Below are 14,780 nucleotides of genomic sequence, written 5' to 3'. Positions count from 1 at the left end.
CCGGCCGTCGGTTCAGAGCCGCCAGCGCAGCGGTGACGGGGGCAGGTAACGGCAGGTGCTGCCGGTCGAGACGGACTCGCGCAGGTGGCCGGCGAGGGCCGGGTGCCGGTCGTCGAGCTTGCGTAGCGTGTCGCGGATTCGCGCGGTCACCGCCTTGCGGGCCCGCTCGGCCTCGTCGCCCAGGCGACGGCTCCGGCCGGCCAGCCCCGCCGCGGCACGTAGCTCGTCGAGCAACGCGCCCCGCTCGGCGTCCAGCGCGGCCACCTTCCGCTCGTCGTCGCGTGCGGCGGCCCGGTCGATCTCCTCGTCCAGGCGGGCCAGGTGCCGCCGGTAGCGGGCCTTCGCCTCGTCGTCGAGGACCGGGTCGGCGCCCATCCGTCGGGCGGCGGCCAGCTCCGGCCCGGCCGCCGGGTCGAGCAGTTCGACCGCCGGTACGTCGCTGCCCGGGCGGCTGAGCAGCAGGTGCAGGTCGTGCAGGCCCTTGGCGTCGGGCAGGTGCACCACGACGGCGTCGTACGCGAGCTGCCAGACCGGTCCGTCGCGCCGGAACTCGTACCCCTCGCGGGCTGGCGCAACCGCCGTGGCCTGACCCGGCGCGACGACCTGGCGGGCGGTGGCGGTCTGCTCGGCTGCGTCGGAGTGGGCCGGTTCGGCGAGCCGGTGCAGCACCTGCGTCATTCCGAGGGCCGCTGCCTGCTCGGCGGTGGTGGCGCGTAGCGCGGCCAGTGTCGCGGCGTCGCTCGGGTGGCTCCGGCCGGCGAGGGCGTTCGCGAGGCCGGTGCGGGCGAGCAGCGACCAGGGTCGGGAGCCCAGCCGATCGGCGGAGTCACGGGCGGCGGTGAAGCCGGCGATGGCGTCGTCCCAGCGTTGCTGGGCGGCGTCGATCAGTGCCAGCCAGTGGTCGACCGGACCGCTGATGTCGCAGCCGAAGAGGCCGACCATCCATTCGCCACGGTGCGGGGCCAGCGCGGCCCGCGCGGCGTCGCAGCGTTGCGGATCGGCCGACGCGGCGGCGGCCTGCGCGCGTAACCGCAGCCAGAGTGGTGACACCGGGCGCGGGTAGCGGATGGCGGCGGCCTCGATCCCGGCGGTCAGCCGGACCGCCGTCGCGGTGTCGCCACGCTCGGCGGCGGTGATCGCCCGCAGCAACTCGTGGTAGGGGTAGTCGACCGGGGCCAGCCCGTCCAGCAGAGTGTCGGCCTCGACGAACCGGCCCTGGAGCAGCAGCCGCGACCAACGCAGGTGATGGCCCATGAACCCGAACTCGGCATGGTTCGGGTCGGAGGAGTCGCCGAGGACGACGAACTGCTCGTCGGCTTCGGCGAAGTCACCCCGGAAGGCGGCGATGATCCCGCTGTCGACGGTCGCCGCCACGTGGTGCCGGGTGGCATCGCTGTGCTGGTCCACCTTGACGAAGGTGGCCAACTCCTCGTTGAAGTGCGGGTCGTCCAACTCGAGCAGCGCCACCCAGCGCAGCGAGGTGGCCCACAGCTCGGTCTCCCGGTCTCCGGTGCGGCGGGCCACGTCCCGGATCTCGGCGGTCAGCGCGGCACGGGTCGCCGCGGTGCCCAACCCCCAGGTGGTGTCGTGGCGGGCCCAGAGGCTGAACGTGAGCGCCTCGTCGTCCTGCCCTCGACGGGCGATGGTCTCGGTGGCGGTGATCAGGTCGGCGACCAGCGTGCCGACTGGCGCGTCCGCGGCCGGTTCGCCGATCAACTTCCGGTACGCGTCACGCAGCAGCTCCGCCGCGTCGACCGAGTGGGTGGTCTCCACCTGACGGGCGCGGTTCACGATGAGGGCGACGCGGGCCAGCAGCACCGGGTCGTCGAGTGTGCGCGCCAGCGCCCCGGCCTCGATGAGCAGTGCCGTGGCCTCTTCCCGGCCGGCGTGGTGATATTGCGCCTCGCCGAACTCGATGAGGATCCGCACCCGTTGCTCCCGGTCTTCGACGACCTCCAACGCCCGGCGGAAGTGCACCGCCGCCTCGTCGGCGGCCAGCCGGGCGAACGCGTCCCGCCCGGCCGCGACCAGCAGCGTTGCCACCCTCGCGCGGTCGAGCGCGGGGCCGGCGAGGTAGGCGTGGCGGGCCAGGTCGGCCGGGATCAGCTGATCGCTGAGCTCTCGCAGGTCGTCGACCGCCCGGACGACCGCGCCGTGTCGCGCCTGCCGCTCGTCGTGGGACAGCCCGTCGTAGAGGGTCTCCCGGACCAGGTCGTGGGCGAAGGCGAACCTGCCGCCGCCCCGGGCGGTCACCAGCCGGGCGGTCACCGCGCGGTCGAGCAGCCGGTCGACCTGCGCCACCGGGGCGGCACCGCAGGCCGCCAGGACCTGAGGGTGGAACTCGCGCCCCAGCACGGCCGCGACGGTGAGCGCCTCGACCACGGCGGGCGGCAACTGGGCCAGGCGGCGGCGCACCGCTTCCCGTACGCCGGGTGCGATCGTGCCGGCGGCGTCGTCGGCGTGCCACAGCCGGGCGGTCTGCTCGATGAAGAACGGGTTGCCCCCGGTGCGCCGGTGCACCTCGTCGACGAGGTCGCCGTCGGGTTCCCGCCCGGCGGTGCGTGCCATCAGCGCGGCCACCTCGTCGCGGGCGAGACCGGTGAGGGTGATCGTGGTGGCCTTCGCGACCAGCGGCATCAGGAGGGGTCGCAGCGGGTGCTCACCCGACTCGACCTCGGCGTCGCGGTAGGTGCCGACCAGCAGCAACCGCTCGAACCAGGTGTGCTGGGCGGCGAAGCCCAGCAACCGCAGTGAGGCCGGGTCGGCCCAGTGCAGGTCGTCGAGGATGACCACGACCGGCCGTCGCTGGGAGACGGCGACCAGCGCGGCGGTCACCGCGTCGTACAGCGCGAACGCCTCCCGGTCGACGCTGTCCCCATCGGGGCCGACGCTGTCCCCACCGGTGCCTACGCCGGCCCAACTGGCGGCACGAACGGCCTGTTCGTTGCTGGTGTCGGCCTCGCCGAGCAGTGCCGTGAGGGCTGGCTCGGCGTCGGCCCGCGCCACCGCCCAGTCGTCGGCGGATCGCCGCAGGCCGCGCAGCACCTGCACCCACGGCCAGTGGCCGGGGGCGCTGTCGGAATCCCAGCAGGCGGCGCCGAGCACCAGCGCGCCACGTTGCCGGGCCTCGCGGGCCGCCGAGGTGACAAGGGTGGTCTTGCCGATGCCCGGTTCGCCGGTGACCAGGACGAGACCGCCGTGGCTGGTCGTGGCGCGATCCACCTCGGCGCGCAGCAGACCCACGGGGTGGTCCCGCCCGATGATGGCGTCGCCGCGCCGCGCGTCCATGGTTTCCAGACGGTACTGGAACCGTCCGACAGCGCGAGCGAGTTAGCCAGCCGACTCCACTGCGACCTTCGGGAGCCAGGTGTGTTCGTGGGGCGCTTTCGAGCTGATGTCGTCAACGAATCACCCTCACCTGTCCCCAACCTTCCCTATCTGCTTAGAATAGGGAACGATGAAGGAAGACATGTACTCAGTTGAGCAGGTCGCCGACCGGCTTGGGCTGCACGTGCGGACGGTGCGCAGCTATATCCGCTCGGGCCGACTGCGCGCGGTGCGGATCGGCAAGCAGTATCGGATCGCCGCCGGTGATCTCGACGTGCTCACCGGCCAGGCCCCGACCACGCCGAGCGTCGCCAGGCAGGCCGAGGTGTCGAGCATCGTCCAGATCGACGGTGTCGACAGAGCCGCCGCCGACCGGCTCGGCACGCTCGTGCTCACCAGCGCCAACACCGGCCACGACCAGGCCAACCCGCTGCGGGTGCAGACCGTGTACGACGAGCGACGCCACCGCATGAAGATCATCATCCTGGGTGACCCGGCCGCCACCGCCGAGTTGCTGCACCTGCTCGACGCCGTACTCAACGCCGACAACGGCCTGCTCGACCGGGAGGTCCACGATGCCTGACGAGATCCAGGAACGCGCCGGAGTGCCGGTGCTGGTCTGCGACCCCGACGGCCCGCCACTCGCCACCGAGCAGGACGCGCTGGACCTGATCGGGGCTGCATTCCTCGGCGCCCAGGTGGTCGCCGTGCCAGCCAACCGACTCGACGACCGCTTCTTCTCGCTGGGCACCCGCTTCGCCGGCGACGTGATGCAGAAGTTCGTCAACTACCGGCTGCGGCTGGCCGTCGTCGGCGACATCTCAGCGCAGCTCGCGGAGAGTTCCGCGTTGCGCGCGCTGGTGCACGAGTCGAACCGGGGTGGGCACATCTGGTTCGTCCCCGACCTCGACGCGCTGGACGCCCGCCTGAGCGCGGCCCGATAGCCACCTCACCGGTCGGGCGCGAGCGCCATCTCCACCGCGTCCGGCTCCACGCCCCTGATCCGAGCCTGCTCGGCCGCCCGCCGCAGGTAGGCCAGCCACTCCTCGGACGACCAGTCGTTGCGCCGGCCGACACCCGCCTCGGCGGGTAGCAGGCCGGCCACGACACGGTCGAGGATCAGGGGCTGCACCCCGCCCACCCCACGCCGGTAGCCGACGAAGTAGAGCACCTTCGTGAACAGCCCCGGCCCCAACCAGGGCAGGCGAGCGTGGTCGGGGTCGCCGAAGCGACGGTACGCCGTACCCAACGCGGCCTCGTCGGGCGCTGGTGTGGACAGCTCTTCCAGCGCGTACGCTAGGCGTTTGCCGTCGGGATCGGCGGCGAGCGACCTGGTGGCGCGCCACGGGCCGTACCCGATGGGCCCGTAGGCCCAGATCAGCACAGCGGTCAGCAGTTGCCGCGCGGTCGCCGACCCGGCCCGGTACGTGTCGGCAGTCGCGAAGACGTCCCTCCGCCAGATCTCGCCGCTCGCCGGAAGGGTGTCGGGCCACGCGTCCGGTGGTAGCCCCGCCCGCCACCTGTCCATGTTGGCCCGGACCGGAGCCCGCTCCCCCGATAACACCACACCTTTGGTCGTCCGCATGGCCGCCTCCCTCAGAACCGCGCTCGCGGAACTCCGTGGTTCGGACGCTATGGTCGGGCGCTTCCACACGCCGCCCGCCGACAGCAAATCGCGGTATCGACTGCCTGGACGCCTGCCTTTGGGCAGCCAGCATCTGACGGGTTCGAGAAACGTCGCACGGTTGACCTAAGGACTAGCCGCACAGTGACCGGGTACGCGCGATCCATGGGTAGCCACAAGCAGAACAAACACGACAGCGGCGGCGAGTCGGCGCGAGGCCGGCGGCATTCGGGCAGCGGCGCTCCGGGCCGCCAGGGCTCGCCCGTGGAGCACTCGCCCGACCAACGGCACCGCCGCACCGCGACCGGCCCGGCCGGCACCGAACGCGACCTGGGCCGGGCCAAGGTCTCGGGCGACGGGCGGATCCAGCGCCAAGGCGGCTCCTGAGCCGAGCACTCAGCCGGTGCAGCGTCTCGCCCGTTCGCAGGGCGGCTGCACCGGCTGAGCGGTTTTTACGGCGTGGCGCAGATGGCGTACGCCGTGTCGGACCAGTTTCCGGCGAACGGGTCCTCCTCGTACGCGCCGGACGCGGCGGACGTCGGGGCGGTCGCGGGGCCGCCGTTGGGGCGGAAGTCGTCCACGATGCCCTCGCCGGTCACCCCGTTCAGCTCGTAGCCGGCGCCGGTCAGCACCTTCCCGACCGGGCAGGTCGCCGTGACGCTGCGGAAGTCGAGGGAGTTGCTGGCCCCCACGGCTGAGGCGCGTACGAGGCCCGCGAGGGGGTTGGCGCAGATCGCGTACGCGGTCGCGGACCAGTTCAGGGCCGTGGCGTCCGACTCGTACGCGCCGACGGTGACCGCGGTCGGTGCCGTGGCGACGCCACCGTTGGGCCGGAAGTCGTCGACGACACCTTCGCCGGTGACGCCGTTCAACTCGTAGCCGGTGCCAGTCAGCACCTTCCCGACCGGGCACGTCGCCGTGACACTGCGGAAGTCGGTCGAGTTGCTGACGCTGGTCGTGGTGACCCGGACCAGGCCGGGCAGCGGGTTGGCGCAGATCGCGTACGCGGTCACCGACCAGTTCCCCGCGAACGCCTCGGTTTCGTAGGCACCGACGGTGACGGCTGTCGGGGCGGTGGCCGGGCCGCCGTTGGGGCGCAGGTCGTCGACGACGCCTTCGCCGGTGACGCCGTTGAGTTCGTAGCCGGTGCCGGTCAGCACCTTCCCGGCCGGGCACGTCGCCGTGACGCTGTGGAAGTCCGCCGAGTTGCTGACGCTGGTCGCGGCGATCCGCACCAGCCCGGGGACCGCGGCGGACGCCGGGCTCGCCGGGGCGAGCACCGCTCCGGCCGCGACAAGACCGAGCACGAGTACGGATGCTCGGGCGCCGAACCGCCGGGTTCTGTTCTGAGTACGCATACATTTCTCCCGTCTGAGGCCGGACGGGGCGGCAGGTGCGACGCCGACGTCAGGGCCGTTCGTGATGACGGGTTCACGCTAGGTAGCCATCTGACCAGGCATTATCTCCAAACCGACTACGTCGCGTAGCGGACTGGATCGGTCGTCGGCGTCACTGGACTGACGGACGATGCGCGGACATCGATGCCTGTGCATACCATTCGGCTATGCCTGCCCGCCGCGTCACCGCCACCATCGCCCTCGCCGCGCTGGCGAGCCTGCTCGCCGTCAACGCCGCCCGGGCCGACGGCCCGGCGATCAGCACCCCCGGCACACCAACGGTGGTGGTCAACGAACCACATCAGCTCACGCTCAGCTGGTCGCCCTCCGCCTGGGTCGAGCCTGGCAACGAGCAGCCGATCAACTACGAGGTGCAGGTGCCGCTCGGGCCGAACACCTACCGCTTCCTCGGCTCCACCACCGACACCACGATCACGCTGACCGACCTCGCGCCCGGCACGACGTACCGGATCGGGATCGCCGCCCGCGCGCTCGGCGGCTACTCCGACACCTCGCCCACCACCACCGTGCGCACCGCGGCGGGCCGCGCGACGGTCAGCTACCTCAACCTGGACTGGTCCCCGACGAACAACCAGATCCAGCACCTTCTGAAGGTGACCAACACCGGCACCGGGCCACTCGACCTGAGCACGGTGCAGGTGCGCTACCACCTGCGTTTCGAGGGCGGCAACACCTCGCTGGTGCCGAACTGCGACTGGGCCGCGCTGGGCTGTGACCGGATCCGGCAGACCGTGCAGTTCTTCGTCCCGCCGGGCGGGCCGCCCGGCGCGATGACGACGCCAGCGCCGCCGGGTTACCCGATCCCGGGAACGCCCGTCCCCGGCTGGGTGGAGCTGACCTTCACCGACGGCACGCTCGCGCCGGGCCAGTCGACCGGGCCGATCCAGCTCCGGCATCACCGGCACAGCTGGAGCGACATCGACGAACGCGACGACCCGAGCTGGCTCGCCGCCACCGGGCAGTGGACCTCAAACGACCGGATCACGCTCGACGTGGATGGGGTACGCGAGTTCGGCGACACCTACTCCTGACCACTCCTGACCACTCCCGGCCACGCGCCGGGCGACCGGCGTGCCTGGGTCCGGGTGGCCTTGTCCTGACGAGCGTGATGCCTGTGAGTCATCGTGATGACTCACAGGCATCAACCTCCTCGGGAAACTACTCCCGACCGCCTGGCGCCCCGGGTGCTGGGGCGTGGGGCAGGTGGATGCGGGTGGCGGGGATGCCGAGGGCGAGCAGCCGTGCCCGCGCGGCGGCCGGCATCGCCTGTGGGCCGCAGAGGTAGACGTCCTGGCCGGGCTGGTGGTGGTCGAGAGCGATGGTCAGGGCGTCGCCCTGCTCGGCCGGCTCGGCACAGGGGTCGTCGGAGAGCGCCGGCACGACGGTCAGCCAGTCGTGGGCGCATTGCAGCTTGTCGAGGGCGATCGAGTCATACAGGTCGGTGAAGGTGCGCGCGCCGACGATCAGCGTCACGTGCCGACCATCCGGTGCGGCGGCGACCTGCTCGACCAGGGCGCGCAGCGGCGCCAGGCCGGTGCCACCGGCGACGAGCAGCAGATCGTTCGTGCTCGCGAGGTCGAGCTCAGCCCGATGTCGACGGGTGGGCCGAGCCAGAGCAGCTCGCCGGGGCGTACCTGATGAACCAGGCGGTGGGAGACGGTGCCGGCGGGTACGGCGCGGACGTGCAGCTCGACGGTGCCGTCCGCGCGTGGGGCGTTGGCCGGGGAGAGCCAGCGCCAGTGACCGGGCAGGCGCGGCGTGCAGACCGGCACGGCCTGACCTGCTTGGAAGGGCAGTCGCCGCCACTGGCGTACCGTCAGGATGGCGATGTCGGGCGACGGCCGGTCGTGGCCGATCACCTCGACGTGCCACCAGGCCGGGCCGTCGTCGGCCTGGGCGACGGCGCGGCGGATGGCGCGCGTGGCGCGGTACAGGGCGCGCTCGGCGGCGATGGTGAGCTGCGGCGTCCACAGCGGGCGCGCGTGGCGGGCAACGGTGGCGATCAGCGCGTCGCCGATGGTGGTGGCGTGCGGGAGCAGGTCGAAATGACGGTACGCGCGGCCGAGCACCCGGAGCAGCGCCGCCCGGTTCGCCGGGTCGTCGCCGCCGACCAGGAGGCGGCCCAGCGCGGTGAAGAACAGTGGCGCGTCGCGGTGAGGGAGCAGGCCGGAACGGCGGTCTTCGACTGTGCACCAGAAGTCGCCGGCAGCTCGGACGTCGACCGACTCCCAGGCGTCGGCCAGGCTCGCACGACTCGCGTGGTCGTCGTCGTTCCCGTTGGGCATGCCGGCTCCAAGACGTTGCTTCGTGGCATGGCACCGGGGCGGGCGGGAGGAGCTGCGCCGTTGAGGGCCGGCGCAACTCCGGGACAAGGCACCCGCCCCGGGCCATGCGACAACTGTCGCGACTGACCAGGTACAACGGCATGTCACGGTGATCATCGACGACATGCGAGATACGTATGCGGTCGACGTCGCGACGATCGAATCGGGCAGACTGCGGGCATGACGGAACGTCCGGTGCTGTATCTGGTCGTCTGCGCCGCGGGTCCGGCGGAACACATCGACGAGCTGGTCGACCTCCTGATCGCTGACGGGTGGCAGGTCTGCATGATCGTCAGCCCGACCGCCGCGCCGTGGCTCGACCGTCAGGCGTTGCAAGACAAGACCGGCTATCTCGTACGCGTGGAGTGGCGCATGCCGGGCGACCCGGAGCCGCACCCACCGGCCGATGTGGTGCTGGCCGCGCCCGTCACGTTCAACACGGTGACGAAATGGGCGCTGGGCATCAACGACACGCTGGCGCTCGGCGTCCTCAACGAATCGATGGGCGCGGGGTTGCCGATCATCGCCTTTCCGCACACCAAGGCGGAGCTGGCGGCCCATCCGACGTACGCGGGTCACCTGGCGGTGCTGCGCGCCGCCGGCGTGGCCGTGGCCGACGGGAAGCCGCTGAACTCGATGAACGGGCCGGGGCGGTGGGGCGTGATCATCGAGGCGCTGCGGGCGGCACGACCGTCCTGATGGTGTTCTCTGTCGGCAACTTCGAGCCGCCACGCCTTCGGTAGGCCGACCAGCGCAGAGCCGCATCGAGGAGTGGGCCGTGGTGGGGTGCAGGGGCGGCGAGCTGTTTGCGTTGCCAGAGCCGTGTCAGAGCGTCGGCGAAGCTGCTCAACGACTGTTCGGGCGCGGCGGCGTAGGCGGGGACCTGCCTCGCCCAAGCCTCGGCTGCGGCCGGTGTGTGACCAGCGCGCACAAGTCGGAGCAGGAGGAACGCTGCGTCGATCCAGGGGGCGCCACGGGCAGGGCTGGACCAGTCAACGACGCGGACTCTCGTTCCTGACCCTGCTCTCTCCTGCTGGGGAACCACGAAGTTCCGCGGCGTCATGTCGGTGTGCAGGAGAGCGTCGCCGTCGACCAATTCAGGGGCGATGAGGTCGTGCCAGCGGTCGGCGAAGGGGCGCACAACCACCGGCGGGCAGGGCGTGAGTTGGTCGTTCAGCTCGATGAGCAGTGCCGCCAGCAAAGGCAGGTCGGGTGATCCGGGTGCCAGGTCGGGATGTCTGCCCGCAACGTGCTCGAAGCCCAGGAGTAGCCAACCGTCGTGGTCGACGGTCCAGAGCAGTCGGGGTGCCGCCTCCGACAGCCACGAGTTGACGCGAGCTTCGTTGCGGTAGAGCCACGCGGCCGGGCTGCTCAGCTCCCCGCCCTTACAGAAGGCTCGACCGGTGGCGGTGTCGAGGGTGACCGCCACATCGCACGAGGCCCCGGTGGGGATCGTCTCGGCGGAACGGATCGGGCCGGTGTGCCGCTCGACTTCTGCTCGTACCGAATCGGGTAGCTCGTGCCAGTGGCGACGGCGTGGCATAGGGCGGCCCTCCGAACGGCGAGCAATCCCGGGCAGTCTATGCCCGGGACCGCTGGCCAGCCGCCCTATCCGGTCGGACTGTCGGTGCACCCAGCATGGCACTGGGTGCAATCGGCCACGCTCGCCTCCGTCCAGAGCGCGGCGTCGATGACGAAATCGGCGGCTCGAATCGCATCGACCGTCCGCGAGATCGGAGCGCCGATCGGCTGCGGAACGTCATCGTCGGGTGAGGGTTCGGGCTCGTGGTGGATGAAGCGGCCGGCAATGCGGTGGCAGAACTCCGCGTAGTCGTGGGTGTGAAGGATGAACGTGTGCCAACCGATGTCGACCAGGGCGCTCGGGCCGATCGACTCGGCGGTAACGGCGCAGGTGGCGAGGAAGGCGAGCGCCTGGTCCAGGATCCTGGGCGGTAGGTCGGGGGCCAGCTCGGGGTGGTCGTACGCGATTCGGGCAGTCAGCCGGGCGAAGAGTTCGTCAGAGACGAGTGCCCTTCCCGTGCTCGGTCGGGACGTGGTCAGCAGCATGGCGCTCCTTCCGGTGGGCTTTCCCTGACCGTGCGGCCCGGCGGCGCGACAGCGGATGACGGCGGAAGCATCATCGATATGCGCGCTGCGTATACCGCGCCTCCACGCAGCGGGTTCAATGGATAGGCTCGATGAAGCTGGATGGACGGAGCCGCCGGTGACTTACGCGAACTGCCCCCGGTGCGGCGGTCGGCTGGCCCGGGACAACGACAGCGGACGGTGTACGCCGTGCCAGGCCGCCGAACGGGACCGGTTGAGCGCGCCGCCCATGGTGCCGGCGAGCTTCTGGCAGCACGAGCCGCTGCGACAGGCCCTCGCCGAGCGGCATCTGGGGCGGGTGATCCGGGCGTACCGCTGCCATCCCTACCACGGGCGCGTCGCCTTGCCACAGACCGTGGTGGCGGGGTGGTTGGGGATCACGCAGGCACAGTTGAGTCGAGTTGAGAACGGCCCACCGCTGGTGCACCTGGACAGACTGACGCACTGGGCGCAGCTTCTTCGGGTGCCGGCCGGGAGCCTCTGGTTTCGGCTTCCTGGCCAGGGTTGCTGGACCGACGCGAGCCCCATGGATGGCGAGGCAATCAGCGCGCACCGCGACGATCAGGTGGTCGAGCGAGGCGAACGGGCACCCGTGACGGTTAACGTGGAGCAGGCAGCAAGCCAAGGGGGTGGCGCTACGGACCGTCGACGCTTCAACGTGCTGGCCGCACTCGCGGGACTCGCCGCCGTGGGTCACACGTACCTGCTCCCTCGGCCGCCCGCCGAGGGCCCGGGAAGCATTGGCATGGAGCAGGTGCGCCTGGCCAGTTCCCTGGTTGACGATCTCCGGCGGGCTGATGCGGCCGTCGGGGCCGACCTACTCTGCGACGTGGCCATCCAAGCGCACACCAGGCTGTCGGCCTGGGCAGCGCGGGCAAGCTACAGCCGACAGGTTGGTGACGCGCTCCAAAGCGCTCTGGCTGACCTATCCATCGAGGCCGCCTGGCTCGCCATCGACGCGGATCGCCGGTCCGAGGCGAGGCCATACCTGCATGAAGCAATCACTCGTGCCCGAATAGCCGACGACCCACAGGCGGAAGTTCGCGCCCTCACGCACCTGTCCCTGTTGATCCGCGAAAGTCAGCCTGGCGAGTCACTGCACTGCGCCGAAGCAGCCCTACGGATCTCCACCGGGTGGGCCACACCTCGACTCACGACGTTGCTGCACCTACGACGGGCACCCGCATACGCGGTTCTTGGGGATGTCGGTGGATTAAGTCGCGAGATGGCAAAGGCCCGACGTGAGTTGGACCGCGGCCCTCACGAGGATGACCAGGGCTTCGTGCACTTCGTGAACGCCCAAGAACTGAACGGGATTGAAGGGCTCTCCTACCTTGCCCTCGGCAGACCCGAGCGCGCTGTTCAGTCGTTGCGCGCGATCACTGCCAACCCCTCGCCGAGCCATCGGCGGAATCAGGTCTACTACACGGTGCGACTCTCGGAGGCGACGTACCAGCAGGGTGATGTCAACGAGGCGGCGCGTATCGCCCTGGACGTCCTGCCCGCCGTGCGCCAGATCAACTCGAAGCGGGTGAGTCAGCATCTCGCGCAGGTGCGCAGGAGTTTAGCGGCCCCACGGCAAGCAACCACGTCAACCCGTCAGTTCGTCGATGCCTATGACCGGGCGGTGAATGTGTGATCGAGAGTTTGCAGTTACGCCATCACGGCGCCGACGAGGCGGCGGAGATCGTCGATCATCTTGTAGATCTCTACCTGGAGGTCTACGCGGACGGCGGCGAGTTCTACAGCGAGGACCGCTACAGGCGTCAGCTCGACCTCCACATGCAGCGGCCAGGGTGGGAGTTGGTCACCGCAACGGTCGACGAGACCTTGGTCGGCTACATCTATGGCTTTCCGCTACCTCCACAGACGCGGTGGTGGGAAGGCATTTATGAGCCTGTGCCGCCAGGGTTCACCGAGGAGGACGGAACCCGCACCTTTGCGCTCAGCGAGTTGCTGGTACACCCTGCCTGGAGACGTAAGGGCATTGCGGCGGCGCTGCATGACGAGTTGGTCGCGGGCCGGGCTGAACCACGAACCACGCTCTTGGTCCGTCCCGACAATGATGCCGCCCATATGGCGTACCGATCTTGGGGCTGGAACAAGGTCGCCAAGCTGCGCCCTAATTGGGCGACCGCACCAACCTTCGACGTCATGGTCCGCACCGCCTAGGTTTGCCCTCGCCCGTTAGCTAGGTGGCAAACTCTGAAGATGCTCTGCACCGAACGCATACTTGAGATCGCGCCGCAGAAGTAGCACGATCGCCCAGCGGGTTTCGCCGAGCCGCAGATTTTACCTAGGTTCGAGCCGAGGAGCATCGGCGATGGACGTAATCACTCGCCCTGATTCCGCGACTCTGGAGGCTGTTCAAGGTTCTGCTGCCGCTTCTTTTGCTCCGATTTGAGGCGATGCACTTCCTCAACAAACTCGGCCAACTGCTCCTCCTCGGACGGAATGCGCTTATACCTGCCGACACCGACTTCGACGGCCTCCCACTCCGCCTCGATAGCATCGGCGGTTTGCTGTAGGTAGAAGCTACGTTCCTTGTATTTGAAGTAACCCATGAAACCGCTCGCCGCACCAACAAGAAACGTGATGCCGAGCACCGTCCAACGATCCCACGTCATCTTTTCGGAGATCCCTGCAATTCCCGTCGCTGCCAGGGATCCAATAATTAGGAAGCCCTGGAAGATATTGTTGACAAGCCTGTATTGCCTACTCTCGCTCCTCAGCTGGTCGATGTCGAAATAGGCGTCTTCCTTATATGCGACTCGACGGACTTTTAGGTCCCCTTCGAGGCTGGCCACCACAAGCTTCCGCTCATCGCGCAAGCGGGCCAACTTCAGCTCGAGGTCGCTTTCCGACGGACGAGAAGCACGAATTGAGGCGCCCTTCGGTACATACCCACCGGGGTACCGCTTGAGCAAGTAAGCCGCAACTCCAAACAAGATTGCAACAATGAATGCCGGCGTAAGGACGACCCTCTTCGCACTGCCACTCAGCCAGGGCAGCCAATACAAGGCCTAGAGCACGACAAGCAGTACTGGACCGAAGGCCATGGACAGGTTCGACCACCGGTGGCGCATTCGCGCATACTCTAGCTCATGTTCCGTCTGCCGAATTGCATGGTTTAGTACCAAAACTTGCTCTTGCTGGCTAGCCGTAGGCAACGATGCTCCTTATACCTCAAGAACCGGGAGTTATAACAATTACGTTCTGGGCTAGGCGGAAAATCCAGCCATTTGCCATGACTGTCAGGCCATGGCAATAGTTCACAAGGCGTGCCGCCTCATACTGCTCCATGTAAGACAAGTCGATGGAAGCAACTCGTCCCGCCTGAAGAATTTCAGCGACCTCAGCAGCACCGACAGCGAAGTCAGTCGGTTTCACGCGAAGAGCCGCTTCCAAACGCACACCGGGAGCCGTATCGCGATCAACCCTATATGAATTTTCCCGTACGGCCGATTCCAAGGAGCGCTCCAGCTCTGACGCATGATCTCGGCGGCACACCCTGCCAAGATCTGCATCTCGCCCCTGAATCGCCATCGGACGCGCACCCAACCGATAAGCAGCAATGACCAGTGCAGCCAGAGCTGAAAATGCGATTGATACGAGGGACCACTCTGTCATAGTGCCGAACTCTCGATCATTGGGATAAAACGAAAGAACTTGGTCCAATACAGAGCCCAGGGACGGCACGCTAACGATCCCAGGTCGTCCCGACGTACGAGTGACGGCTAGCCATCAAATCCCAAGGTTGGAGGCTACGGCCCCGCACGTCGAGCCAGCCCGGGGCCGTGATCCTTACCGAGCACAGGACGAGCCGTAGCGGCTGTCGCAGTTGCCACTTCAGCATGTGGCGCTTCCCCCAACCCAGCCAGCATCGGCCCACCCCTTCAAATATGTGCTCGGGGAGATTACCGGCCAGACTCCGGCAGCGGGAGCCCGTCTGATCACTCCGTTCAGTCAAGCGAGCCGCCC

General features: G+C 69.0%; 16 protein-coding genes. 7 read left to right on the top strand and 9 right to left on the bottom strand.

Annotated elements, in window-relative coordinates; genetic code table 11:
* Positions 1-12: 12 nt before the first annotated feature.
* Complete coding sequence (locus V6U86_RS02905) at positions 13-3,288, bottom strand: ATP-binding protein (protein ID WP_334498053.1); 3,276 nt, start codon at positions 3,286-3,288, stop codon at positions 13-15.
* A gap of 169 nt (positions 3,289-3,457) precedes the next feature.
* Between V6U86_RS02905 and V6U86_RS02900 the strand changes: the two genes are divergently transcribed.
* Together V6U86_RS02900 and V6U86_RS02895 are read left to right on the top strand one after the other, a co-directional pair.
* A complete protein-coding gene (locus V6U86_RS02900; RefSeq protein ID WP_334498051.1) occupies positions 3,458-3,910 on the top strand; it encodes a helix-turn-helix domain-containing protein in 453 nt (150 codons plus the stop codon).
* Complete coding sequence (locus V6U86_RS02895; protein ID WP_334498049.1) at positions 3,903-4,271, top strand: DUF4180 domain-containing protein; 369 nt, start codon at positions 3,903-3,905, stop codon at positions 4,269-4,271. Before V6U86_RS02900 ends, V6U86_RS02895 begins: the two co-directional genes overlap by 8 nt.
* A 5-nt stretch (positions 4,272-4,276) precedes the next feature.
* On the opposite strand, the gene V6U86_RS02890 is transcribed toward V6U86_RS02895, so the two are convergent.
* Complete coding sequence (locus V6U86_RS02890; RefSeq protein WP_334498047.1) at positions 4,277-4,912, bottom strand: 8-oxoguanine DNA glycosylase OGG fold protein; 636 nt, start codon at positions 4,910-4,912, stop codon at positions 4,277-4,279.
* 204 nt (positions 4,913-5,116) lie between these two features.
* Between V6U86_RS02890 and V6U86_RS02885 the strand changes: the two genes are divergently transcribed.
* The gene (locus V6U86_RS02885; protein WP_030331398.1) at positions 5,117-5,338 is read left to right on the top strand and encodes a hypothetical protein; all 222 of its coding nucleotides are present in this window, start codon (positions 5,117-5,119) and stop codon (positions 5,336-5,338) included.
* Positions 5,339-5,403: 65 nt separating this feature from the next.
* On the opposite strand, the gene V6U86_RS02880 is transcribed toward V6U86_RS02885, so the two are convergent.
* The gene (locus tag V6U86_RS02880) at positions 5,404-6,309 is read right to left on the bottom strand and encodes a hypothetical protein (RefSeq protein WP_334498043.1); all 906 of its coding nucleotides are present in this window, start codon (positions 6,307-6,309) and stop codon (positions 5,404-5,406) included.
* Positions 6,310-6,515: 206 nt separating this feature from the next.
* Between V6U86_RS02880 and V6U86_RS02875 the strand changes: the two genes are divergently transcribed.
* Entirely contained in the window at positions 6,516-7,400 is an 885-nt protein-coding gene (locus V6U86_RS02875; protein WP_334498041.1) for a fibronectin type III domain-containing protein, read from the top strand.
* 127 nt (positions 7,401-7,527) lie between these two features.
* Here V6U86_RS02875 and V6U86_RS02870 read toward each other — a convergent pair whose 3' ends face one another.
* Both V6U86_RS02870 and V6U86_RS02865 read right to left on the bottom strand, forming a co-directional pair.
* On the bottom strand, positions 7,528-7,881 hold the full coding sequence (locus V6U86_RS02870) for a hypothetical protein (protein ID WP_334498613.1): 354 nt from the start codon (positions 7,879-7,881) through the stop codon (positions 7,528-7,530).
* Positions 7,839-8,654, bottom strand: a complete 816-nt coding sequence (locus tag V6U86_RS02865) for an FAD-binding oxidoreductase (protein ID WP_334498039.1) — start codon at positions 8,652-8,654, stop codon at positions 7,839-7,841. The genes V6U86_RS02870 and V6U86_RS02865 overlap by 43 nt, the downstream gene beginning before the upstream one ends.
* Positions 8,655-8,873: 219 nt before the next feature.
* Here V6U86_RS02865 and V6U86_RS02860 point away from each other — a divergent pair, with 219 nt between their 5' ends.
* Positions 8,874-9,392, top strand: a complete 519-nt coding sequence (locus tag V6U86_RS02860; protein ID WP_334498036.1) for a flavoprotein — start codon at positions 8,874-8,876, stop codon at positions 9,390-9,392.
* Here V6U86_RS02860 and V6U86_RS02855 read toward each other — a convergent pair.
* Positions 9,358-10,236 (bottom strand): hypothetical protein, encoded by an 879-nt coding sequence (locus V6U86_RS02855; protein ID WP_334498034.1) that lies wholly within the window; start codon positions 10,234-10,236, stop codon positions 9,358-9,360. The genes V6U86_RS02860 and V6U86_RS02855 overlap by 35 nt on opposite strands.
* Before the next feature lie 65 nt (positions 10,237-10,301).
* On the bottom strand, positions 10,302-10,760 hold the full coding sequence (locus V6U86_RS02850) for a glycine-rich domain-containing protein (protein WP_334498032.1): 459 nt from the start codon (positions 10,758-10,760) through the stop codon (positions 10,302-10,304).
* Between the two features lie 157 nt (positions 10,761-10,917).
* Between V6U86_RS02850 and V6U86_RS02845 the strand changes: the two genes are divergently transcribed.
* Together V6U86_RS02845 and V6U86_RS02840 are read left to right on the top strand one after the other, a co-directional pair.
* The gene (locus V6U86_RS02845; RefSeq protein ID WP_334498030.1) at positions 10,918-12,438 is read left to right on the top strand and encodes a helix-turn-helix domain-containing protein; all 1,521 of its coding nucleotides are present in this window, start codon (positions 10,918-10,920) and stop codon (positions 12,436-12,438) included.
* A complete protein-coding gene (locus V6U86_RS02840) occupies positions 12,435-12,971 on the top strand; it encodes a GNAT family N-acetyltransferase (protein ID WP_334498028.1) in 537 nt (178 codons plus the stop codon). Before V6U86_RS02845 ends, V6U86_RS02840 begins: the two co-directional genes overlap by 4 nt.
* Before the next feature lie 161 nt (positions 12,972-13,132).
* Here V6U86_RS02840 and V6U86_RS02835 read toward each other — a convergent pair whose 3' ends face one another.
* Both V6U86_RS02835 and V6U86_RS02830 read right to left on the bottom strand, forming a co-directional pair.
* Entirely contained in the window at positions 13,133-13,726 is a 594-nt protein-coding gene (locus V6U86_RS02835; protein ID WP_334498026.1) for an SLATT domain-containing protein, read from the bottom strand.
* A gap of 259 nt (positions 13,727-13,985) precedes the next feature.
* On the bottom strand, positions 13,986-14,498 hold the full coding sequence (locus V6U86_RS02830) for a cell division protein SepF (RefSeq protein ID WP_334498024.1): 513 nt from the start codon (positions 14,496-14,498) through the stop codon (positions 13,986-13,988).
* Positions 14,499-14,780: the final 282 nt, after the last annotated feature.

The sequence above is a fragment of the Micromonospora sp. CPCC 205558 genome (assembly GCF_036902955.1).
Classification (GTDB): Bacteria; Actinomycetota; Actinomycetes; order Mycobacteriales; family Micromonosporaceae; genus Micromonospora.
This window is presented reverse-complemented; position numbering and strand designations above follow the sequence as displayed.

Coding starts and splice junctions, on each gene's coding strand:
- V6U86_RS02875 (WP_334498041.1), top strand. CDS start 6,516: ATGCCTGCCCGCCGCGTCACCGCCACCATCGCCCTCGCCGCGCTGGCG.
- V6U86_RS02905 (WP_334498053.1), bottom strand. CDS start 3,288: ATGGACGCGCGGCGCGGCGACGCCATCATCGGGCGGGACCACCCCGTG.
- V6U86_RS02855 (WP_334498034.1), bottom strand. CDS start 10,236: ATGCCACGCCGTCGCCACTGGCACGAGCTACCCGATTCGGTACGAGCA.
- V6U86_RS02885 (WP_030331398.1), top strand. CDS start 5,117: ATGGGTAGCCACAAGCAGAACAAACACGACAGCGGCGGCGAGTCGGCG.
- V6U86_RS02865 (WP_334498039.1), bottom strand. CDS start 8,654: ATGCCCAACGGGAACGACGACGACCACGCGAGTCGTGCGAGCCTGGCC.
- V6U86_RS02860 (WP_334498036.1), top strand. CDS start 8,874: ATGACGGAACGTCCGGTGCTGTATCTGGTCGTCTGCGCCGCGGGTCCG.
- V6U86_RS02880 (WP_334498043.1), bottom strand. CDS start 6,309: ATGCGTACTCAGAACAGAACCCGGCGGTTCGGCGCCCGAGCATCCGTA.
- V6U86_RS02890 (WP_334498047.1), bottom strand. CDS start 4,912: ATGCGGACGACCAAAGGTGTGGTGTTATCGGGGGAGCGGGCTCCGGTC.
- V6U86_RS02850 (WP_334498032.1), bottom strand. CDS start 10,760: ATGCTGCTGACCACGTCCCGACCGAGCACGGGAAGGGCACTCGTCTCT.
- V6U86_RS02900 (WP_334498051.1), top strand. CDS start 3,458: ATGAAGGAAGACATGTACTCAGTTGAGCAGGTCGCCGACCGGCTTGGG.
- V6U86_RS02895 (WP_334498049.1), top strand. CDS start 3,903: ATGCCTGACGAGATCCAGGAACGCGCCGGAGTGCCGGTGCTGGTCTGC.